This window comes from Notoacmeibacter marinus (assembly GCF_002238045.1).
Classification (GTDB): Bacteria; Pseudomonadota; Alphaproteobacteria; order Rhizobiales; family Rhizobiaceae; genus Notoacmeibacter; species Notoacmeibacter marinus.
In genome coordinates this window covers 694,584-715,720 of record NZ_NBYO01000002.1, presented here as the reverse complement: position 1 = coordinate 715,720, position 21,137 = coordinate 694,584, and the positions used below count along the sequence as shown (strand labels likewise).

At 61.2% G+C, this 21,137-nt stretch carries 17 protein-coding genes; 5 read left to right on the top strand and 12 right to left on the bottom strand.

Annotated features, from left to right (window positions below; all coding sequences use genetic code 11):
* Positions 1-29: 29 nt before the first annotated feature.
* Positions 30-1,487 (top strand): glutamate synthase subunit beta, encoded by a 1,458-nt coding sequence (locus B7H23_RS11550; RefSeq protein ID WP_094077766.1) that lies wholly within the window; start codon positions 30-32, stop codon positions 1,485-1,487.
* A gap of 101 nt (positions 1,488-1,588) precedes the next feature.
* Here the strand turns inward: B7H23_RS11550 and B7H23_RS16060 are convergent, their stop codons facing one another.
* The 6 genes from B7H23_RS16060 to B7H23_RS11525 form a co-directional block, all read right to left on the bottom strand.
* Positions 1,589-1,729: a hypothetical protein gene (locus B7H23_RS16060; RefSeq protein WP_158215827.1), complete on the bottom strand. Its 141-nt coding sequence runs from the start codon at positions 1,727-1,729 to the stop codon at positions 1,589-1,591.
* Positions 1,730-1,872: 143 nt separating this feature from the next.
* On the bottom strand, positions 1,873-3,156 hold the full coding sequence (locus B7H23_RS11545; protein WP_094077532.1) for an SGNH/GDSL hydrolase family protein: 1,284 nt from the start codon (positions 3,154-3,156) through the stop codon (positions 1,873-1,875).
* A gap of 28 nt (positions 3,157-3,184) precedes the next feature.
* Positions 3,185-4,408, bottom strand: coding sequence for a lytic murein transglycosylase (locus tag B7H23_RS11540; RefSeq protein WP_094077765.1), 1,224 nt, complete (start codon positions 4,406-4,408; stop codon positions 3,185-3,187).
* A gap of 159 nt (positions 4,409-4,567) precedes the next feature.
* Positions 4,568-6,370, bottom strand: coding sequence for an outer membrane beta-barrel protein (locus B7H23_RS11535; RefSeq protein ID WP_158215826.1), 1,803 nt, complete (start codon positions 6,368-6,370; stop codon positions 4,568-4,570).
* 111 nt (positions 6,371-6,481) lie between these two features.
* Positions 6,482-6,940 (bottom strand): NfeD family protein, encoded by a 459-nt coding sequence (locus B7H23_RS11530; protein ID WP_094077530.1) that lies wholly within the window; start codon positions 6,938-6,940, stop codon positions 6,482-6,484.
* A 35-nt stretch (positions 6,941-6,975) separates the two neighbouring features.
* Complete coding sequence (locus B7H23_RS11525; RefSeq protein ID WP_094077529.1) at positions 6,976-7,983, bottom strand: SPFH domain-containing protein; 1,008 nt, start codon at positions 7,981-7,983, stop codon at positions 6,976-6,978.
* 225 nt (positions 7,984-8,208) lie between these two features.
* Between B7H23_RS11525 and B7H23_RS11520 the strand changes: the two genes are divergently transcribed.
* Complete coding sequence (locus tag B7H23_RS11520; protein ID WP_143534766.1) at positions 8,209-9,675, top strand: hypothetical protein; 1,467 nt, start codon at positions 8,209-8,211, stop codon at positions 9,673-9,675.
* Between the two features lie 21 nt (positions 9,676-9,696).
* Here the strand turns inward: B7H23_RS11520 and hemH are convergent, their stop codons facing one another.
* Entirely contained in the window at positions 9,697-10,773 is a 1,077-nt protein-coding gene (gene hemH, locus B7H23_RS11515) for a ferrochelatase (RefSeq protein ID WP_094077764.1), read from the bottom strand.
* A gap of 93 nt (positions 10,774-10,866) precedes the next feature.
* On the bottom strand, positions 10,867-11,790 hold the full coding sequence (trhO, locus tag B7H23_RS11510; protein WP_094077527.1) for an oxygen-dependent tRNA uridine(34) hydroxylase TrhO: 924 nt from the start codon (positions 11,788-11,790) through the stop codon (positions 10,867-10,869).
* Positions 11,791-11,880: 90 nt separating this feature from the next.
* Between trhO and B7H23_RS11505 the strand changes: the two genes are divergently transcribed.
* Together B7H23_RS11505 and B7H23_RS11500 are read left to right on the top strand one after the other, a co-directional pair.
* Positions 11,881-12,849 (top strand): N-acetylmuramidase domain-containing protein, encoded by a 969-nt coding sequence (locus B7H23_RS11505; protein ID WP_094077526.1) that lies wholly within the window; start codon positions 11,881-11,883, stop codon positions 12,847-12,849.
* 63 nt (positions 12,850-12,912) lie between these two features.
* A complete protein-coding gene (locus B7H23_RS11500) occupies positions 12,913-13,554 on the top strand; it encodes a 2-dehydro-3-deoxy-phosphogluconate aldolase (RefSeq protein ID WP_094077763.1) in 642 nt (213 codons plus the stop codon).
* Positions 13,555-13,703: 149 nt separating this feature from the next.
* Here the strand turns inward: B7H23_RS11500 and B7H23_RS11495 are convergent, their stop codons facing one another.
* Positions 13,704-15,515 carry a peptidoglycan L,D-endopeptidase MepK gene (locus tag B7H23_RS11495; protein WP_240535076.1) on the bottom strand — a complete coding sequence of 604 codons (1,812 nt, stop codon included), beginning with the start codon at positions 15,513-15,515 and terminating at the stop codon, positions 13,704-13,706.
* A 216-nt stretch (positions 15,516-15,731) separates the two neighbouring features.
* Positions 15,732-17,288, bottom strand: a complete 1,557-nt coding sequence (locus tag B7H23_RS11490) for a sigma-54-dependent transcriptional regulator (protein WP_094077524.1) — start codon at positions 17,286-17,288, stop codon at positions 15,732-15,734.
* 142 nt (positions 17,289-17,430) lie between these two features.
* Between B7H23_RS11490 and B7H23_RS11485 the strand changes: the two genes are divergently transcribed.
* Positions 17,431-19,284, top strand: coding sequence for a M3 family oligoendopeptidase (locus B7H23_RS11485; RefSeq protein WP_094077523.1), 1,854 nt, complete (start codon positions 17,431-17,433; stop codon positions 19,282-19,284).
* 5 nt (positions 19,285-19,289) lie between these two features.
* Here the strand turns inward: B7H23_RS11485 and B7H23_RS11480 are convergent, their stop codons facing one another.
* On the bottom strand, positions 19,290-20,126 hold the full coding sequence (locus B7H23_RS11480; RefSeq protein ID WP_158215825.1) for a DUF2066 domain-containing protein: 837 nt from the start codon (positions 20,124-20,126) through the stop codon (positions 19,290-19,292).
* Positions 20,127-20,206: 80 nt separating this feature from the next.
* Positions 20,207-21,106, bottom strand: coding sequence for an ion transporter (locus B7H23_RS11475; protein ID WP_094077521.1), 900 nt, complete (start codon positions 21,104-21,106; stop codon positions 20,207-20,209).
* Between the last annotated feature and the right edge of the window lie 31 nt (positions 21,107-21,137).

Here is a 21,137-nt window from a genome sequence, read left to right as displayed (position 1 = left end):
GGCGCGCGGAAGACAGGGGTTGGATACCTATGGGCAAGGTCACGGGGTTCCTTGAGATCGACCGGCAGGAGCCGAAATATCAGCCGGCATCCGACCGCATTCGCCATTTCAAGGAATTCACCATTCCGATGGAAGAGGGCGAGGTGCGCAAGCAGGCCGCCCGCTGCATGGATTGCGGCATTCCCTTCTGCCACGGCCCGACCGGCTGTCCGATCCACAACCAGATCCCGGACTGGAACGATCTGATCTATAACGAGCAGTGGGAAGAGGCGATCGTCAATCTCTTCTCCACCAACAATTTTCCGGAGTTCACCGGTCGCATCTGCCCGGCGCCCTGCGAGGAAGCCTGCACGCTCAACCTCGAAGACGTGCCGGTCGCCATCAAGACGATCGAGCAGGCCATTGCCGACAAGGCCTATGAGACCGGCTATATCCGCCCGCGTCCGGCTGAGAAGCAGACCGGCAAGCGCGTTGCCATTATCGGTTCCGGCCCGGCGGGGCTCTCCGCCGCCCAGCAGCTTGCGCGTGCTGGCCACAAGGTCGATCTGTTCGAACGCGAGAGCAAGCCGGGCGGGCTGCTGCGCTACGGCATTCCCGACTTCAAGATGGAAAAGCATCTGATCGACCGGCGCGTGACCCAGATGGAAGGCGAAGGCGTGACCTTCCACTGCGATGTGGAGGTGGGCGTTGACCGCTCCGTCGATTCGCTGATCGAAGAATACGATTCCGTTCTGTTCTGCGGTGGATCCGAAACGCCGCGCGCAGCAGGCATTCCGGGCGCCGATTTCGATGGCGTCTACGATGCCATGCCGTTTCTGGTTCAACAGAACCGCCGCGTCGGCCGGGAAGACCCGCAATCGGTCGCCTGGGCGCTCGATCATGAAGTCAGCGCGGGCGGCAAGCGTGTCGTCGTCGTGGGTGGCGGCGATACGGCGTCGGATTGCGTCGGCACATCCTTCCGCCAGGGCGCCACGCGCGTCACCCAGCTCGATATCCGCCCGCAGCCGCCGGAGAAGGAAGACAAGCTGACCGTCTGGCCCTATTGGGCGACGAAGATGCGGACCTCCTCCAGCCAGGCCGAAGGCGCCGAGCGGGAGTTTCAGGTGGCGACGATCTCCTTCGTGGGCGAGGATGGCCGCCTGACCGGCGTCAAGGTCGCCAAGGTCGATGAAAAGCGCAACCCGATCGAGGGCACCGAGTTCGTTATTCCGGCCGATCTCGCCTTCATTGCCATCGGTTTCGCCGGCCCGTCGCAGCAGGGCGTCCTATCCGATCTCGGCGAGCGTCTGACGACCAACACCGACCGGCGCGGTTCGGTCAACGTGGTCGGCAACGATCGCGACTATCGCACCAATATCGACAAGCTCTTCGTTGCCGGTGACGTTCGCCGCGGCCAGAGCCTGGTCGTTTGGGCGATCCGCGAAGGTCGGCAGGCGGCGCGGGCTATCGATGAATCGTTGATGGGCGAAAGTCTCCTGCCGCGCTAAGGCGCAGCGCTCTCGATCACGATTGGATTATCAGAAATCGTCGTAGGGATATGTGCGGGAGGGCAGAGGTAGAGAGAGAAAGTTCCGGGACCTTGCATCTGTTAACGGAACCTGGAATGCCAGCAGAAATAGGCATTCCCGATCGACCAGACCGGAATTTCGCCGCGCCGCTCGAACCCTCGCAACTCCCAGATTGTCTTGATCTTCAAAATGCCGAACCCGAGATGAATGCGTCTGGCCATGTCGTTCGTAACCTCGGTTATTCTTCGGTTAAATAGGACATCTCGAATCTTACGTTACGTAAATCAATGAATAGACCAAGTCACGCAACCCAAGATTACATAAGAATATTCTTAAATCGGCGTTAAAGGGTTGTATTGCTGGTTTAGTTGGCTGAAACCGCCTCAGTCGAGGAACCGGTCGGGCCAAGGCTCGGTCGTACCGATACCTGTTGATCGGCCCCGTCGGCACGGCCTTCGTCCGGTAGTCTGGTTATCCCGCCGAAATCGGCCGCACGGCCATTTGGTGAGCGGGGCGGCAAGCCGCTCGTTACCGGCAGATCGTCATCTTCGCCATCGGCGACGACAGGAATGTCGAACAGGGCGTCCGCACCGTCCAGCTCGGGATCGTCGATCTTATAGACGGGAGTCCGCGTCAGCGATGTCACCTCGGGCAGGGCCAGTCCCTCGCTCGGAGCGGTGACGAGGGCCGGCTCTCCGGAAATCAGGCCGCCAAGCGCCTCATCCAGCGCCTTCTCCGTATAGAATGCCAGCTTCTCGTCGCCGGCGGCAGTCATGTTGATGCCGTCGCTGGCGCGCAGGCGCACCATCTGGCCCTTCACATCCGGGCCGGTGAAAACGAAATTGCCATCTTCGTCGACGAAACCCGACCAGACATCGACGAAGCGGTCCTGCTGCGCTTCGACCACGGTGCGGTAGGTCTCGTTGAAGGCCAGCATATCGGTGTTCATCGAACTGAATTTGTAGGAGGGCTGACCGACCCAGATGAGCGGAATGTCCGCCGTACCGGCAATGTCAGCGATGGCCTGCACACGCTCGCGATATTCAGCGTTCCATTCGCTCGAACGCACTTGCCGCGCACGTCCATCGACGCGCATGGCCTGGCGGTCATTCGCACCGACCATGACGATTAGAACGTCCGGCTTCTCTTCACCGACGATCCGGACCAGTTGCGTCGGCCAGTCGTAGTAATCGTCACGGACCAGGCCCGACGAGCCATTATCGCGGGCGACCATGAGAATGTCGGGGTTGTCGGAAAAGCGTTCGGAAAGGCCATCGGCCAGATTGCCTGCCATGAAATCCCCGACGACGAGAACTTTCTTGGCGTCTTGCGCCTTCTGTACGGTCTGCCGCTGCGGCTTTGCAGGTTTCTTGGCGATGACCGGTTTGCGCTTTTTCGGAACGGCCTTGCGCCGCTTTACGGCACGCGGTTTGGCGCGCTGAACCCGTTTCTTGCGAAGGGTCTGCCGGGTCTGGGCAGCGTTCTTGTCCTTGTCCCGGCCGAAGATTTTGGAAAAGAAGTTCTGCGCCTGCGCATCACCGGGCAAGAGCAGGCCATCGCCGCCAATGACGAAGGCCAGTCCCAGAAGGCCCGCCATCAGAAGGCGGGCGATCGGTGATATGGACCGGCGGATCGGCGCGGGCTTCATCGGCTCCTCCTATCCGCCAACCACGAGGTCAGCGGCGCAGTTTGTTCAGCACTTCCATGGAAGGGAAGCCGTTGACCGTCAAGCCAGTACGCGACTGAAAGGCGGTGATCGCCCCCATCGTGCCGCCGCCGATCTTGCCGTCGATCGCGCCATCGTAAAGCCCATGGCGGGCCAGATGCGACTGCAATTCGCGCTTCTCGCGCGAGTTAAGCGGCTCGAACGGCCGGTTCCAATCGGCATAGAGTTCGTCGTAGCCAGCGAGGCGATCGGACAGGATCGCGACCGAAAGCGCGTATTTGTCGGCGTTGTTGTAGCGTTTGAGAACCTGGAAGTTCTTGACTGCAAGGAATGCCGGCCCGTTGCGGCCGTCCGGCACCTTCAACGTGGCTTTGTCATTGATCGTGAACTGGCGGCCATGTGTACGCCGAATGCCAGCCTGTTCCCAGGCCCGCAGAGACTGCCAACCGCCGTAGAACTTCTTGCCGTTCTTCGGCAGCACGACCTCGTAGCCCCAGGTCCGACCGGTTTCCCAGCCATTGCGCTTGAGCAGATTGGCGGCGGTGGCAAGGGCATCGGGCACGCTGTTCCAGATGTCCTTTCTGCCGTCGCCGTCGAAATCGACGGCATAGGCGAGGTAGGAGGTCGGGATGAACTGGGTGTGGCCCATCGCGCCGGCCCAGGAGGACGCCAGATGGCGGCGGTCGATGTTGCCGGACTGAAGGATCTTCAGCGCGCCAATAAGCTGACCGCGCGCGAATTTGGCGCGGCGGCGGTCGGCGTAGGCCAGGGTTGCCAGTGCCTGCGGCGCGTAGTGCAGCCGGTCGGTCTTCTTCAGATACTCGCCGTACTGGCTCTCGATCGACCAGATGGCCAGAACGACTTCAGCCGGCACGCCGAAACGCTTTTCGATCCGGCTCAGGACCGAGCCGTATTTGCGTTTCATCGCCTTGCCCATGGCGATCGTGTCTTCATTGACCTGATTGTCGATATACTGCCAGATCGGAGCCTTGAACTCGGCCTGATTGTTGGCTTTGCGCAGAACCTCGCGATCCGGATCGGTCACGCCGCGAAACGCGAGATCATAGGTCGCGGGACGAATACCGTTGCGGAGCGCAACGGAGCGGAAATCCTTGATCCAGCGCTGAAAGCCTGCATCCGCATAACTTGGCGCGGAGACGAGAACCGGCACTGCGGCAATCGCGAGAACGGACAGGCCGCGCGCGAGGCGGCTGGCAAATCGGCGGAACGGCATCGGCATTACCCTCAAGTCGATTTCAATCATCCCCATATTGGGTCGCTACACTTAAGGAACCGTTTACCATCGATCCGCGCAGTCCAACCCGTATGCAAATTTGCATACCCTTAGAAAACGGCATGAAAATGGCCCGCCGCTGTGGCGCTTATGCGACTGTCAATGCTGAAGACGCAGGCCGAGGAAGGCGCTGTTGGCTCGGTAATCGCGACCGGGCAGGGTGCTTGTCTGGCGCTCATGGGCCAGCCTGCCGATAATGGCTGCCGACCGGTTCATCCAGTAGGTCGCACCGATTTCGGCCGAAAGGATCGTATCCTCATCGTCCGTGGCCACATAGTCACGCCGTTCTGCTGTCAATTCGGCGGAGAGCTCCAGATCGGCCCGCAAACGGCGCGATACTGTCAGGTCAACGCCGCGCAGAAGCGAGCCGGACGCGCCGAGTGTCGTCGCGCCTTCCACATCGGTCCGCAGACCAAGGGTGATGTCAGTGCCGCGCATGGGCGACCATGCGACCTGTCCCTCGACGCTCCAGCCGTCGACATCGGCCAGCCTGCTATCGTCGGGCCGCTCGGTCAGATAGCCCACCGCGATCTCGCCGCTCAGCTTGTCCGACAGGTCGAACCGGACGCCGCCGCGCAGCGCATACCGGTCCGCCGAATGCTCGAAACCATCAGCATCCACTTCATTGTCGTAGAAGCGGCGACCGACTTCCAGTTCCGCGAAGGGTATAAGAGCCGGCGAAATTTCATAACCGCCGCGCAGCCGAAGATTCAGCAAAGACGAGTTGCGGTCGTCCTGGGAAACCGTTCCGGTGGCAGTGTCGACATCGGAGTAGACGGTTCTGTCCGCTTCGCCGGTGATCGAGTAGCGAAGGGGCCCGGCATATTTCTCGATGCCGAGCGTACTGCCAAAGCTGTGTTCGAAACTGGATTCGGTAAAAGAGACGCCGGGTGAATAGGGAGCTTCGGCCCCTTCATAATCGCCCGCGTAGCGCACACTGCCATTGAGGCGCAGTTCCCGCGTCAGATTGTAGCTCGCTACCGCCTCTACGCCGCCTTCCGGTTCGGAGAGATCGGGACCCGATAGCGCTTTTTCATAGGTCAGAAAACCATCGATGGTCGCGATGCTTTCCGCGCCGTCCGCCTCAGCTTCGAGGCGTAGCGTCGTTTCGGACAGAACGGCGCTTTCCTTCTGCGGCGTCAGGTCGACATTGTCGGTAACGCGGATGCCGGTCTCGACGGAGGGGCGCAAAATGAGATTGCCGAACCGGATGCCCTCGGCCTCGTAAGGGTCGGTTTCGTCGCGGCGCTCACCTGCCGATTGCGCCAGCGCCGCACCAACCGGTTGGGCGCGCTCATAGTCCTCGGCGTCCGGCGTAAGGGTGCTTCCCTGACGAATGCCGCCTGTGGAAAGGGCTTCCTGCTCACGTTCGCGCTCTTCCTGGACGAGGCGTTCCTCTTCGTCCCGGCGCTCCTCGGCGTTGCGCTGGCGCGAGACGGCTGGATCTGCAGCTCTCGAAGGGCGGGCGGGCCGCGCCGATTGCTGCGCATCTGTCGGCCGCGATCGAAAGGAAGGGCGTTCCGGGCGGGCTTCGGTTTCACGTCCCGCAGCGATCGCACCTTCATCCGGCGTCGAGGTCCTGTCTTCACCAGTCGAACCGAATACGGGGCGGCGTCGCGGTGTCGGCACACCCGCGGGATCGAACAGCTCGGACTGGGTCCGTTGCTGCCGCTCGGCTTCGGCAATCGGATCGGGCAGAGGATCGCTGGCCAGGAGGTTCCGGTCGATAAGCTGCTGCTGCTCGTCCAGAAGATCGCGAAGCGAGCCGCGCGGTTCGACCTGCGCCAGGAGCCGATCGTTCGCCGTCTGCGGCCATGCATGCGTCGGCAGCGCAAGCGCGCCGATGAGCGACAGCACGAAGGCGGCATGACGGCGCAATATTGATGGACGCTTCGTGCGCACGCTGTCGGCACTCCATAGGCGGCAACCGGCCCAAGCCGGCCAATGGTGAACGAACCGTAAGCGCCTATGGTTAAGAAAGATTTGCCGCCGCTGCCGAAGGTGGTTGCGGTATCATGCCGCTTCGACGGTCAGATGGCCCTCAGCGGCGCTTAGAATGCGCACCTTGGCGCCAGCGGGCAGATCCGGTCCGGCCACCCGCCAGGAACTATCGTCGATCCGTGCGCGGCCATGACCGTTGACGATCGGCTCGATCAGCGTTGCCGTCCGTCCGACCAGCGCATCACCGCGACGATTGAGCGTTTCGCTTGCCTTGTCGCCCGGAGCGTTGGCGTAGCGGCGTCCCGTGATCGTAAAGACCGCGGAAAGGACCAGAAAGATCGCCACCTGCACCTGCCAGACCAGCCAGTCGGCGGCGGGCCCGATAGCGACAAGCGCAATAGCGCCGGTGGCCAGCGCCGCCAGACCGATCCAGAGCAGAAACACACCGGGAATCAGCAGTTCCAGCAGAAGCAGAACGAAACCGCCGATGATCCAGAGCCAGACGCCAAGCTGTTCGATCAGAAAACTCATTGCGTCATGTTAGCCGATTGGTCGCCCGGCCGCCATCAGGCTTCGTCCTGCGAACGGCCCGAGCGCGGCACGCGAAACCGCGGCGGCTGACTGGACGGCGCCGGCGCTTCCGAGGGTGGCGTTACCGGCGTATCGCCGAAGACTTCGCGCGCCAGTTGCCCGATGCCGCCGAGCGAGCCGATCAGCGAAGAGGCCTCCAGCGGCATCAGGATCAGTTTGGAATTGGGTGCGCTGCCGATATTCGTGACGGCCTCGGTGTATTTCTGCGCCACGAAATAGTTGAGCGCGGCGACATCGCCATTGGCGACGGCGACGGAAACCAGTTCGGTCGCCTTCGCTTCGGCTTCGGCGGAGCGCTCCCGCGCCTCGGCATCGAGGAAGGCGGCGTCGCGACGGCCCTGCGCCTGCAGAACCTCGGCCTGCTTGCGGCCCTCCGCCTCGAGAACGGCGCTCTGCTTGCGGCCTTCCGATTCCAGGATTTCTGCGCGCTTCAGGCGCTCGGCCTTCATCTGCCGGCCCATCGCCTCGACCAGATCGGTTGGCGGCGAGATGTCCTTGATCTCGATCCGCGTCATCTTCACGCCCCATGGCGAAGTCGCTTCGTCCACCACACGCAGCAGCTGGTCGTTGATGACGTCGCGATTGGAGAGAAGCTGATCGAGATCCATATTGCCCATGACCGAGCGGATATTGGTCATGGTCAGGTTCAGGATCGCATTTTCCAGCCCCGCCACCTCGTAGGACGCGGCGCTGGCGTTCAGCACCTGGTAGAAGGCCACCGCATCGACCATCACCGTCGCATTGTCGCGGGTGATGACTTCCTGGCTCGGAATGTCGAGCACCTGCTCCATCATGTTCATGCGGGAGCCGATCCGCTCGATATAGGGCGTCACCAGCGACAGGCCCGGCGAGAGGGTGCGAGTGTACCGCCCGAAGCGCTCCACCGTGTAGTTGTAGCCCTGCGGCACGATCGTCACCGCCATGTAAAGCGTCAGCAAGACAAGGACGGCCAGGACGATCAGCGCAATATCGAGAGGGGACATGATGGAGTTCCGATTTGAAAAAACTATCGAGCGAAGATCGTTAGATGCGCGTGGCTTTGCAAGGGCGAATTAAACGACCAACGCCCTCACGGAAAAATGGCATAAACTTCGTAATTTCCCAGCGGTATCAATTTTACTATTAGCCTAATTTAGCTCCTCTCGATGATTTAAAAATAACTTGAAAATTGGTAAAATCTTGTAAATATTTGGACGTGGGGGACGGCAATGAAAAAATTTTTATCACTAGCGCTTCTAATTTCTTTCTCCTCTTTGATCGGCGGTTGCGTCGGCAGTCAGCAATATAGGAAATATATATCATATAACTTATCGGATTGTTATTTCTATCTTAATTATGCTCCGACCTCGAAGGAGAATAGCACATCAAGACATTGTTCTATCCAGAAGAATATTATGCCGAACAGGGCTACAGGACCTGTCCGTGACCGTTACTACCTCTCATTTATCGAGATCGATGAAAATCCCAGTCGATTATTCGATTCGAAGCAGGTTGAATCTACGATTGATCTTATAAATTCTAAAAATAACGTCTTTGTTATCGTATATATTCATGGCTGGCGACACAATGCAGATGTGGCGGATAGTGACATTCAGAAATTTCGAACACTGCTTGCGTACTCGCGCGAGTTTTTAAATCAACGACCTGGTATTGATGGTTCTGAGACTGAGTTGATCGGTATTTACGTTGGGTGGCGTGGACGAACGCAAAGTAAGCTTCTCAATAGTGTTCTGTTCGCCCCGACCGTTTGGTCACGGAAGACGAAGTCTGATGAGCACGCTTCCCTACTTATCGACACCTTACGGCAGATTGAATCAACCACGATTACCAGAAGCGATAAGTCCGCTCACAGAAAAATGCTAACCTATGGGCATTCTTTCGGCGGTAACATGCTTCTGACGGGCTTATTGAATGAAGAGAAGGTTATTTCGCAAATTGCCGATCACAGCCATGGAAGGCAGTTTCCCCGGACACTCGGTGACCTTGTTCTCCTCATTAATCCGGCTTCCGAAGCTTCAAAGTGGATTGCTATTCAAGAAGCCATGAATGAGCGTGTGGATGCTGAACTATCGAGAGGGCGTTCAGAAAGGTTGGCGAGGCGTCGCTTGTTTCCGCTTGAACAAAAGCCGCGAATGATCGCAATGACGGCAACTTGCGATTGGTCTGAGGGGGAGTTGAAAAGAAAAAAATCCGCGCGATGCGACTCTGCCACTGATTTTTTCTTTCCGATGGCGTGGTTCTTTAAAAATAAGAGAGACAAAACCGCGGTAGGTCACTATAAGCCAAATTATGAACCTGGAGAAATATATTCTAGAACTGATCCTTATGGTGCGTCGCACGAGATAATACTAAATTATTCTGCGGGAAAACAAACGTCTTTATCCAACGTTAATAAGAAGGATTTGACGAAGTGCGACGTGGCTAACGGTTGGCTTCTTCGTGCCCGCGAAATCCCCGAATTGTGGGACAGCGGCTCGAACAAGAGAGTGCAATTCCGGCGCGGTCTTTCATTGCCGGGTGGGGGGGGCGGTACCAAGCGTTCGATCGTTCCTTACAACTCGCCGTTTTGGAATGCTCGTGTGCTGAACGCGGTCGAAAATCATGGCGACTATGTCAGCTACCCCACTTGGTGTGCGGTTAATCAACTGGTCCTGGATGATGTGACGGCGAAATGAACGCCTCCGCCACCTAGCCCTTCAAATCTCGCGCCGGACCAATTCTTCGATCACGGCCATGCCTTCGGGCGAATCGTTCAGGCACGGAATGTGCGAGAACTTCTCGCCACCGTGCTCGTGGAAGATTTCGCCGGCTTCGCCTGCGATCTCTTCCAGCGTTTCCAGGCAGTCGGCGACGAAACCGGGATTGAGAACGGCGATCCGTTTGATCCCATCATTCGCCAGCTTCTCGACCGTCTTGTCGGTATAGGGCTGGAGCCATTCCTCCGGGCCGAAACGGCTCTGGAAGCAGGTCATCAGCCGCCCCTTGTCCCAGCCAAGCCGCTGTTCGAGCAGGCGTGAGGTCTTCTGGCAATGGCAGTGATAGGGATCGCCATTCCGAAAATAGCTCTGCGGAATGCCATGATAGGAGGCAATCACCCTTTCCGGCTCCCAGTCGAGCGAAGCCAGATGCTGCTCGATGGAACGGGCCAGCGCCTCGATATAGACCGGTTCGTCATGCCAGGGGCCGATGGTCGTTATGGAGGGCAGCCAGCGCAACTTCATCAGCGCGCGGAAGAAATCGTCCTGCACAGTCGCCGTGGTCGACGCCGAATATTGCGGATAGAGCGGCATCATCACGATCTTCTGGCAGCCCTGCTCGAGAAGCCGGTTGGTCACGTCTTCGATGGAGGGCTGGCCATAGCGCATCGCCCAGTCGACGACGATATGCGGCTCGCCCGCCAGGGCTTCGGAAAGCTTTTCGCCCTGGCTGCGAGTGATGGTCCGCAGAGGGCTTTCGTTGCGCTCTGTGTTCCAGATGGAGGCATAGGCCGCGCCGCTCTTCTTCGGCCGCGTGTTCAGCACGATGCCGTAAAGGATCGGATACCAGAGCGCGCGCGGCCATTCGATGACCCTCTTGTCGGAGAGGAACTGACGCAGATAGCGCCGCATCGGCCAGTAGTCGGTACCGTCCGGCGTGCCCAGATTGACGAGAAGGACGCCTGTCTTCTTCGGTTTGACCGGCGGATGATCGGCTGGCAACGGGCCGATCTTCAGCGCTTCGTCGCGATCGAGCGGCGTATCGAGCAGATGGGCAGTGGGCGCGGCGGGAGTCATTGCATCCATGATAGGTCCGGTTGTCGGATTGGTGTTCGTCCTGCCGGTTCATGTAGGGACCGAAGATGCGAATGGGAGGGCCGATCTTTCGGTCTAGCCGCCTATGTGCCTGCGGCCGGCCCGTTCCGCCAGTTCCATCTGCCTTTGCCGCTGCCGATAGCGGGCACGGTCCGCTTCGGTCCGCACATCGATGCAATGCGGACAGGAGACACCCTCTTCATAGGTGGGTTCGGCGCGCTCCTCAGGCGTCAGGGGGTGGCGACAGGCGCGGCAGAGCGTTGCGTCCGACGGCGCGAGGCCGTGGCCGACAGCCACGCGCTCGTCGAAGACGAAGCAATCGCCCTGCCAGCGGCTCTCTTTCTCCGGCACCTCTTCCAGATAGGCCAGAATGCCGCCCTTGAGGTGATAGACCTCCTCATGGCCAAGCGCCTTCATATAGGCGGTGGCCTTTTCGCAGCGTATGCCGCCGGTGCAGAACATGGCCAGCTTCCTGCCGCGCAGCTCATTGTCGTGACGCGCTGCCCACTCCGGAAACTCACGGAATGTCGCGGTCGCGGGATCGATGGCCTTGTCGAAAGTGCCGAGCGCGGTCTCGTAATCGTTGCGGGTATCGATCACGACAGTTTCGGGATCGGCGAGCAGGGCGTTCCATTCCGCTGGCGACAGATGCGTGCCGGCGCCGTGAACGGGATCGAGATCGTCGACGCCCATCGTTACGATCTCCTTTTTCAGACGCACCTTGAGCCGATGAAACGGCATCGTCGCCTCCCGTGCGAACTTTATCTCGGCGCGCGAAAAATCAAGCGCGTCGTCCAGTTCCGCGAGAAGCGCATCGATGGCGTCGTCCGCTCCCGCGACCGTACCGTTGACGCCTTCCTTTGCGATGAGAAGCGTGCCGCGAATGCCCTGCGCCTCGCACAGCTTCAGAAGGCGTTCGCGCAGGATGGGCGCATCCTCCACCCTGGTGAAACAGTAGAGCGCGCAGATGCGAACGGGCAGCTCGGTGTCGTGTGTCATGGCGGCTGCTCTATCGAAAAACCGATAGCTTTTCCACGCTTCTCTCGAGCCACCGACAATGACCCCTCTTTACTGAAGAAGGATAGTACGATGGCTGTGCCGACATTGGAACCGTCGCTTCGTGATGCAATCGAGAAAGAGGCCAGGCGGCTGGACGTCCCGCCGGCCGCGCTCGCGGCGGTCGTCGCGGTGGAGAGCGGCGGTCGGCTTTCGGCGCAAATCGGCGGACGCGACGAGCCGCTGATCCGGTTCGAAGGCCATTATTTCGACCGGCGGCTGGCGGGGCGCGCCCGAACAATCGCCAGAGAGGCCGGTCTCGCCGATCCGCGCGCAGGGCGCATCAAAAACCCGCGCGGACAGGCGGCGCGTTGGGCAATGCTGAAGCGCGCCGCCGCGATCCATCATGTCGCGGCGCATGAAAGCTGCTCCTGGGGCTGTGGCCAGGTGATGGGATCGCACTGGCGCTGGCTCGGCTACCCCTCGGTCGATGCCCTGGTCGCGGATGCGCGAAACGGGCCCGGCGGGCAGGTCCGCCTGATGGGACGCTTTATCGAGAAGACCCGGCTGGATGAAGCGCTCAGGGCCCCAGATTTCCGGGCGTTTGCCAAAGGGTATAATGGGCCGGCCTATGCGAAGAACGCCTATGACCGCAAAATGGCGGACGCCTTTGCGGTCTATGACCCTCTCTTCGGCGGAACGCTTTCGTGTAAAGCGGTCCCGATCCTTCTGCGCATTGGCGCGAAAGGCGAGGCGGTTCGCCGATTGCAGGCCGACCTTACGAAACTCGGACACGATCTACAGATCGACGGCATTTTCGGTTCGCGGACCGAAACGGTCGTCCGACGCTTTCAGAACGATTGGGGTCTTCCGATAGATGGCGTCGCCGGGCAGCGAACGCGAGCGAAATTGACGCAGGTTCTAGCTGCGCGGAAGCAAAGCCCGACGAAAAACGACGCGCCGGGACAGGCTGCCACGGGCCGCTCTTCCGTCGGCTGGGCGTTTCTCACGCTCCTCTACGCCATTCTTCAAAGGGTTTTCGGTCGGGTTCGGTTGGACTGACGTAACGAAGACGAGTAAGTCGTTGGACGGAATCGACGAAAAGGGACGGTCGCAACGATGAAGATGCAGCAGAAGAACGAAGCGCTGTCGAAAGTGCTCAGAGGCCAGCCGGTCATTCCCGTCGTGCAAATCGCCAATCTGGCGCATGCCGTGCCGATGGCGAAGGCGCTTGTCGCGGGCGGCCTTCCTGCCATCGAGATCACCTTGCGGACGAACGATGCGCTCGATGCGATCCGTCTCGTGGCGAGCGAGGTGGAGGGCGCGATCGTCGGCGCCGGCACGGTCCTCAATCCCAAACAGTTCAAGGAAGCCGAAGCCGCAGGCTCGCAGTTCATCGTGTCGCCCGGAACGACCGTCGAACTGCTGAACGAAGCCAAGGATCATATGGTGCCCTATCTGCCGGGCGCGACCACGCCATCGGAGATTATGAGCATGGTCGAGGAAGGCTATTCGATTCTGAAATTCTTTCCGGCCGAGCAGAGCGGCGGCATTTCCTTTCTGAAATCGCTTTCCAGCCCAATATCGGGTGTCGCCTTTTGTCCGACCGGCGGCATTACGCCGCAAAGCGCGCCGGACTATCTGTCCTTGCCGAATGTCTTGTGCGTTGGCGGGTCCTGGATCACACCGAACGATCTGATGGATGCCGAAGACTGGGACGGGATCGAGCGGCTGGCGCGCGAGGCTCACGGTTTGGCAACTGTCTGACGGAATTCGGGCGCTTTTTTCAATCGCAAGACGTCGAACAACGCCTGCTGCGTTGACGATACTGTCTGCCTGCCAGCGTGATCGACGAAAACGCCCGCCAACGGGGTGCGTGGCGAGCGTCTAACGTTCTTGGTTCCCGATTGCGATGCTCAGCGTTCGAAGCGGGCCACGGTCTGGAAGTTGATCGCATTGCCGGCGAAAGCATCGGGTCGCTTGTTCTGCGGCTCCTGCGTGAAGGCCGTGATGACCATCTGCCGTGGCGGCGTGCGCAGTGAGCGGGTGGCTTCCGCTGTCTTCCGCTCGATCTTCGGCGATCCAATCTTGATGGCCCAGCGCGCCTGATCGATATCGTTCAGCCGGATCAGCGCTTCCCTGCGCTGCGCTTCGAGAGCGGCGACATCGGCCTTGCCGGGACGGTCGGCCGTGGCGGTCGTTCCTGTGACCGAGGGAGAGATCATATCGGCACGGATCCGCCGGCTTGTCGGAATATCCGTCATGGCCAGTTCGGTTGCGCCGCCATTGCTCAAGCGTCCGCCTCTCAGGCTACCGGTCGCACTTGCAAACGTCACAGCCTGGGGCTTTGGCGCGTCAGAAAGGGACAACGGATCTGACGGCGCGGACGCCACCTCGGTCCGGCGCGTCGGAAGGATTGGCGTGGGAACGTCGGGGCGCGAGCTGTCCAGTGCAGCCAGCAATGCGTTGGCGTCGCTCTGCGGACGTCTGACCGGAAGTGGGACAGCCATGCCTGCATTGGCTACGGCGTTGGCGGCTTCCAGCCCGCCATTGGAAGCGCCAGGCTCGGAAGCGAGCGCCAGAAGCGTCGACGAGGGTTCATCCACGCGCGGGCGAGCGGCGGGAAGCGGCACTTCCGCAGCGGCGATCAGCGCACCAACCTCGTCATTGCCATCGATCGGCGCTGCTGGAACTGCCACCGGCGCCGTTGGAACCGTTGCCGAGCCGGGAGCCGGCGCGGCCGGAATATCGGCTGGCGGTGTCGGTGCGCCTACGCGGCGCGGCGACACGAGAGGAAGCGGCACCGACGATGCGGGCAGCGCGGCAAGCAACTGGCCGGGGGTCGGCTCCGGTGCGCTGACAACGGCCTGCGGTACGGGGTTGGAGCGGCGGGCCGGCGCGCGGGCAACCGCGATTTCAGCGTTGTCCTCCGCCTCGTCATTGCCGCCACCGAAGAGCGCGGCAAGGAAGCCTCCGCCACCGCCGCCACCGGATGACTTGCTGCCGCCGGCATAGGCGATGCCCTTGGACTTGCGCTTCTTATAGGCCGACATCGCCGTCTGGTAGCCAGGCAGGGGTTTGCCGTCGGCAGGCAGGTGCAGCGTGTTGCCTTTCGGGAAAACGCGCGCCAGTTCCTTGCGGCTCATGCGCGGCCATGCGCGAACATTGCCGGTATCGAAATGAACGAAAGGCGAGCCGGAGCGCGGATAATAGCCGACGCCGCCGCCCTGCAGCTTGAAGCCGATTTCCCGCAGCTTCGACAGCTTGACGCCCGGAATGTAGAAATCCATGGCCTTGCCGAGCATGTGCTGGCTTTTCTTGGCCTGTCCGCCACGGGTGCGGCGAAGCATGGAGTTGGTCTTGGGCGACCGGTAACCGGAAATGATGTGGATGTGCTTGCGCGACCCCGTCTGACGGTATGCTTCCCAGACGATATCCAGAAGCTGCGGGTCCATTTTGGTCGGCTCGTTGCGGCGCCAGTCGCGCAGCATGTGGCTTATCTTGCGCAAGCCCTTGGAGTCATAGCGTCCGTTCCGCTTGTAGACGATCTCCGCCTTTTCCTTGGTATGGACATTGAAGAGCTTCAAAGAACGGTTGGCTGCTTCGGCATGGGTGGATGAGATCAGAAGGGCTGCGAAAACCGCCAGGACCGGCAGGCCGACCCGCAGAAGAGATGGCATCCGATGAAATTCGCCGATCAAACGGCGTAGACCCAGTCGATCATTCACGTTGCACCCGCCATTTTACTGGCGCCCCTGTCCCCTACCAATCCGACACGACAACGGCGTTTACTTTCCGTTCATCCTAAGGACAGACTGGTTAATGGGTGCTTAGTGCTGTGTAAATGCGGTGACAGTTTGACAATTTGGCGCTTCGGCGTTGCAAAGGCGAGAGCATGGTAAACAGAGAGTTAAGGGCCACCCCTGCCTTTCAGGCAGCCGCTCTCACCCTGCTTCGCGCATGGCGTCGGGGTCAATGCCATATTCCTTGAGTTTGCGATAGAGCGTCGATCGGCCGATGCCGAGACGTCGGGCCACTTCGCTCATCTGTCCGCCATAATGGTCGATCGCCAGCCGGATCATCTCTTCCTCGATCTCGGTAAGCGGTCGGATATGATCGTCACTGTCCAGTGCGGCCAGAAAGCCGTCCATCAACGCGTCGGACGCCGGGTCCGAGGTCGGATGCTGTTCGGCCTGGCGAAGGGCCGCGGCAGCGCGACGCAGCCCGCTCAGTTCGTTCGCGGCTTCGTCTGTCGGCGCGCGGCGGTCTTCCCGATCGGAAAGGTGCCGTTCGTGACCGGCCACAGGCGTGCCGAGCTGGGTTGCGATCTGTGGAAAATCGTTCTGCGTGAGCTGCGGCCCGTCGGCCAGGACCACGGCCCGGAAAATCGTGTTCTCCAACTGGCGGATATTGCCCGGCCAGTCGTAACGCATGAGAAGGTTCAGCGCGCTGCGGTCGATCCCCTTGATGTGGCCGGCATTCTCGCTGCGTGCGAAATTGCGCGTGAACTGCTCGGCCAGCGGCACGATGTCGTCGCGGCGCTCGCGTAGCGGCGGCATACGGATGGGAAAGACAGAGAGCCGGTAGAACAAATCCTCGCGAAAATGGCCAGCCTGAACCGCGGCCAGCAAATCGTGATGGGTGGCGGAGATGAAGCGCACATCGACCTGGCGGGTCTGGCGAGCGCCGACCGGATCGACCTCGCCCTCCTGCACGGCGCGCAGAAGCTTGACCTGGGCGTCCAACGGCAGATCGCCGATCTCGTCGAGAAACAGCGTACCGCCGTCCGCTTCGACGAACTTTCCGGTCTGCCGTTCGGTTGCACCGGTAAACGCGCCTTTTTCGTGCCCGAAGAGGATGCTTTCGACGAGATCCTTCGGGATCGCGCCGCAATTGACGGTGACGAATTTCTTGCGGGCGCGGTCGGACGCATTGGCGATGGCGCGCGCCAGCTTTTCCTTGCCGACGCCGCTCTCGCCTTCGATGATGATCGGAATGTTGGAAGCGGCGGCCTTCTTCGCCATCGTGATCACACGGGCCATTGCCTCGGACCGGCCGATGAGGTTGTCGAAGCTGATCGAGGCGTTCGAAGCACTGCCCTTGCGACGACGTGGGGTCTCGACCCTTTCCTTCACCTTGAGCGCGTCATGGACGGCGGCCCGCAGCCGCTCCGGCGCAACGGGTTTGACAACGTAGTCGAAAGCGCCGGCGCGCATGGCCGCGATGACGCTTTCCATGCCGCCCTTTGCCGTCAGCACGACGACCGGCTGGTCGAACTCCTTTTGCCGCATCACTTCCAGCGTCTCGAGACCGTCCATGCCCGGCATCATCAGATCGAGCAGGACGAGATCGATCGGACCGGCGCTTTCGTCGGAGAGAATGCGAAGCGCCGCTTCGCCATGTTCCGCCTCCACCACGCGGTAGCCGGCACGGGTCAGCGTTTCATTGGCCAGTCGGCGCTGGACGGGTTCGTCATCGACAGTCAAAATCGTGATCGGCATGGACCGGCTCGGACCTTCGCTTCGGGCAAACGTGGACCATCATCACGCAAGCCCCTAAATGGCACCCCAAGAAACGCGGTTAACAGGAGGTGATCGCCCGAGCCCGGCGATCGCCCTTCACAGAAATGATTGGATCAGCCTGATGCGTAACGCCCTTCAGCCGGCGCAATCCCAGCAAACGCCTGCCGCAGAGCCGGAGTCGTCGGCTCTCGGCGAATTGCCCGAATGGGACCTTTCCGACCTTTATTCGGGACCGGAGGATAAGGCACTGACGGCCGATGTCGCACGGTCGGCCGATCTGGCGAAGGCGTTTCAGGAGCGTTGGGCCGGCACTTTGGCGGAGGCGGCCGAAAAGACCGGCGATGACGGGCTGGGCGCGGCCATCGAAGCCTATGAGGCGATCGAGGAGCTGATGGGCCGGATCATGAGCTTTGCCGGCCTTCACTATTACGGCGATACGTCTGATGAAGCGCGCGGCAAGCTTTATGGCGATCTGGCCAGCAGGATCACCGACGCTTCATCGCATCTGCTGTTCTTTTCGCTGGAGATGAACCGGATCGACGAAACGATGATGGCGGAGGCGATGGAACGCGACGACCGGCTCGCTCACTACCGGCCCTGGGTTGAGGATCTGCGCAAGGACCGGCCGTTTCAGCTCGAAGACAGGCTGGAGCAGCTCTTCCTCGAAAAGAGCCAGACGGCAGCGGGCGCCTGGAGCCGCCTCTACGACGAAACGCTGACGCATATGCGTTTCGATGCAGGGCAGGGCGAGCCATTGCCGCTGGAGCCGGCGCTGAACCTTCTGATGGACGGCGATCCGCAGGTGCGCGCCGATGCGGCCGCCGGGCTCACGGGCGGTTTTCGGGCGCACATCCGCACCTTCACGCTCATCACCAACACGCTGGCCAAGGATCTGGAAATCTCCCAGCGCTGGCGCGGCTTCGAGGACATCGCCGATGGCCGCCATCTCGCCAACCGCGTCGAGAAGGAGGTGGTCGATGCGCTGGAAGAAGCGGTGGTCAACGCCTATCCGCGCCTGTCGTACCGCTATTACGCAATGAAGGCCAAATGGCTCGGCATGGACAGGCTGAACCATTGGGACCGCAACGCGCCGCTGCCGACCGCCTCGCGCGAAATCATCGGCTGGGAGACGGCGCGGCAGACCGTGCTCGACGCCTATGGCGGGTTCGATCCGCGCATGGCGGAAATCGCCAGCGATTTCTTCGACAAGAACTGGATCGATGCGCCGAGCCGGGCCGGCAAGGCGTCCGGCGCGTTTTCGCACCCGACCGTGCCGAGCGCCCATCCCTACGTTCTGCTCAACTATCAGGGCCGGCCGCGCGACGTGATGGTGCTGGCGCATGAGTTGGGCCACGGCGTCCATCAGGTGCTCGCCGCCAGGCAGGGCGCGCTGATGGCCGATACGCCACTGACGCTGGCTGAAACGGCCTCCGTCTTCGGCGAGATGCTGACCTTCCGCTCGCTGCTCGACCGAACGAGCGATCCGGCGCAGCGCAAGGCGATGCTGGCTGGCAAGGTCGAAGACATGATCAACACGGTCATCCGCCAGATCACCTTCTACCGCTTCGAGCGGAAGGTGCATACGGCGCGGCGCGAGGGTGAACTGACCAGCGATCAGATCGGCCGGTTCTGGATGGAGGTGCAGGCCGAGAGCCTCGGCCCGGCGGTGCAGCTGAACGAAGGCTATGAGGCCTGGTGGGCCTATGTGAAGCACTTCATCGCCTCGCCCTTCTATGTCTACGCCTATGCGTTCGGCGACTGCCTGGTGAACTCGCTCTATGCGGTCTATCAGAACGCTTCGGACGGCTTCGCCGACCGCTATCTCGACATGCTGGCCGCCGGCGGCACGAAGCACCATTCGGAACTGCTCGCGCCGTTCGGGCTCGATGCGTCCGATCCCGCCTTCTGGACCAAGGGGCTATCCATGCTGGAAGGGCTGATCGACGAGCTGGAGGCGGCGGATCGGGAGGCGTGAGCGCCCTACTGGGTTCGCAAACGGTCGATGGCGCCGCCTATGCCCTCGCGGATGGCGTCGTCGAAACTGACTTCATCAACGTGCCAGGCTTCGTCGTCGTCGAGCCGCCATGCGGCGTTCCAGTCGGCGCCATCGGCGTTGAGCGTCAACGTCCCGTATAGCGTCGGCATTGCGCCTTTCTTCCCGATCTGGCCGGTTTCGACGAACCTTGCGATGTCGCGGGCTTCACTTGCATGGTCTTCGTCGGTCGGCAGTCGGATGGGAAGACCGCGCTTAGTGGCGGTGTCGATCAGCGCGAGGCGTTGGCCGTAACCGTCCGCGCCCTCTCTCCGGACGATGTAGGCGGCGTTCGGGGTCTCGACGGCCAGGACGATCCGAACTTCCGGTCGCGGTTCCGGCCAGACATCGGAACCGGAGGCCCGCAGGAGGGCAGCCATTTTGTCCCGGTCGAAGCACACGCGCAGGAAATGCGGACGCTCGCGCGTGCCCTGCTCATCATGGACCGGAATGCCCTTCATCCGATCTTCCAGTTCGATGCGTTCGATGAGGGCAGCTGGGCCGTCGGGCGGTTCGGCGATCCGGTTTGAGGCAACGCCTTCTTCGTCGCCGCTCATCTTGACGGCCACCTCTTCGAACACTTCGACGATGCCGCGCGAGCGTTCCGGGTCTTCGGTGCCGGTGATGATGGTCGTCGCGCAGTTCAGCCCGATAAAGTCTTCCGGTGCAGCCATGGCGGGACCGGCTGAAATGGCCACGAGTACAGCCAAGAATAAAACGCGTTTCAGGCGAGGCAGAAGATGGCTGCGGTCAACGATCGTCGGCACGGCGCACAGGATGTTCATGGCTCCGCCTCCTTCCTGCGCGAACATAACCGATCGGCTCTTTCGGTTACAGATCGTTCAAAAGCAAAGCGTAGGCCTGCCTACCGATCCCGCTCGCGCAGCAGGCGCGTCAGTTCCTGCAACTCGGCGCGCATGGCCTTGACCTCTTCGGCCATCGCCGCCTGATTATCCTGCAGCGTATGGCGCTCCTCGGCGGCTTCGCCTTCATGCTCGGCCTGCATGGCCGACACGATGATGCCGATGAAGAGGTTCAGCACGGTAAAGGTCGTGCTCATGATGAAGGCGATGAAGAATATCCACGCCCAGGAATGCGCTTCCATGACCGGGCGGACGATGCCCATCGACCAGCTTTCCAGCGTCATGATCTGGAACAGCGAATAGGCGGACGCGCCGAGCCCACCGAACCAGTCGGGAAAGGTCTCACCGAACAGGCCGGTCGCCATGACCGAGAAGACGTAGAAGACCAGCGCCATCAGGACGACGATGGAGCCCATGCCGGGCAAGGCGGTGACGAGGCCGGTCACGACCTTTCTCAACGACGGAATGACTGAGATGAGGCGCAGAATCCGCAAGACGCGCAGCGCACGCAGCACTGCCAGGTCGCCGCTTGTCGGCACCAGCGCGATGCCAACGACGAAGAGGTCGAACACCCGCCAGCCATCATGAAAGAAACGGGCGCGGTGAACGAAGGCGCGCAGCGCCAGCTCCACGACGAAGACGGCGAGGATCGTTTTATCCAATGCCTTCAGAACCGGCCCGACCGCGCCCATCACGGTTGTGCTCGTTTCCAGACCGAGGATGATCGCATTCAGTACGACCAGGACGATAACCGTCCATTCGAACCGTTTGCTGGAGATGAGCCGCGCTGCGCGGGCGCGAAACGAGCGGTCGTGCGGCGGGAATCGGTCGAACGCCCAGCCCGAGCGATTCCCGTTCTCGTCAGATCGATCGTCGTCGGCTGTCGTTGTCTTCTGATCCATGATGCGGTTGATCTAGAGATGGGCGCGGCAA

Excerpts from the sequence above, each read along its gene's own strand:
- B7H23_RS11550 (WP_094077766.1), top strand. The coding sequence starts at position 30 with ATGGGCAAGGTCACGGGGTTCCTTGAGATCGACCGGCAGGAGCCGAAA.
- B7H23_RS16060 (WP_158215827.1), bottom strand. The coding sequence starts at position 1,729 with ATGGCCAGACGCATTCATCTCGGGTTCGGCATTTTGAAGATCAAGACA.
- B7H23_RS11545 (WP_094077532.1), bottom strand. The coding sequence starts at position 3,156 with ATGAAGCCCGCGCCGATCCGCCGGTCCATATCACCGATCGCCCGCCTT.
- B7H23_RS11540 (WP_094077765.1), bottom strand. The coding sequence starts at position 4,408 with ATGCCGTTCCGCCGATTTGCCAGCCGCCTCGCGCGCGGCCTGTCCGTT.
- B7H23_RS11530 (WP_094077530.1), bottom strand. The coding sequence starts at position 6,940 with ATGAGTTTTCTGATCGAACAGCTTGGCGTCTGGCTCTGGATCATCGGC.
- B7H23_RS11525 (WP_094077529.1), bottom strand. The coding sequence starts at position 7,983 with ATGTCCCCTCTCGATATTGCGCTGATCGTCCTGGCCGTCCTTGTCTTG.
- B7H23_RS11520 (WP_143534766.1), top strand. The coding sequence starts at position 8,209 with ATGAAAAAATTTTTATCACTAGCGCTTCTAATTTCTTTCTCCTCTTTG.
- hemH (WP_094077764.1), bottom strand. The coding sequence starts at position 10,773 with ATGACTCCCGCCGCGCCCACTGCCCATCTGCTCGATACGCCGCTCGAT.
- trhO (WP_094077527.1), bottom strand. The coding sequence starts at position 11,790 with ATGACACACGACACCGAGCTGCCCGTTCGCATCTGCGCGCTCTACTGT.
- B7H23_RS11505 (WP_094077526.1), top strand. The coding sequence starts at position 11,881 with ATGGCTGTGCCGACATTGGAACCGTCGCTTCGTGATGCAATCGAGAAA.
- B7H23_RS11500 (WP_094077763.1), top strand. The coding sequence starts at position 12,913 with ATGCAGCAGAAGAACGAAGCGCTGTCGAAAGTGCTCAGAGGCCAGCCG.
- B7H23_RS11490 (WP_094077524.1), bottom strand. The coding sequence starts at position 17,288 with ATGCCGATCACGATTTTGACTGTCGATGACGAACCCGTCCAGCGCCGA.
- B7H23_RS11485 (WP_094077523.1), top strand. The coding sequence starts at position 17,431 with ATGCGTAACGCCCTTCAGCCGGCGCAATCCCAGCAAACGCCTGCCGCA.
- B7H23_RS11480 (WP_158215825.1), bottom strand. The coding sequence starts at position 20,126 with ATGAACATCCTGTGCGCCGTGCCGACGATCGTTGACCGCAGCCATCTT.
- B7H23_RS11475 (WP_094077521.1), bottom strand. The coding sequence starts at position 21,106 with ATGGATCAGAAGACAACGACAGCCGACGACGATCGATCTGACGAGAAC.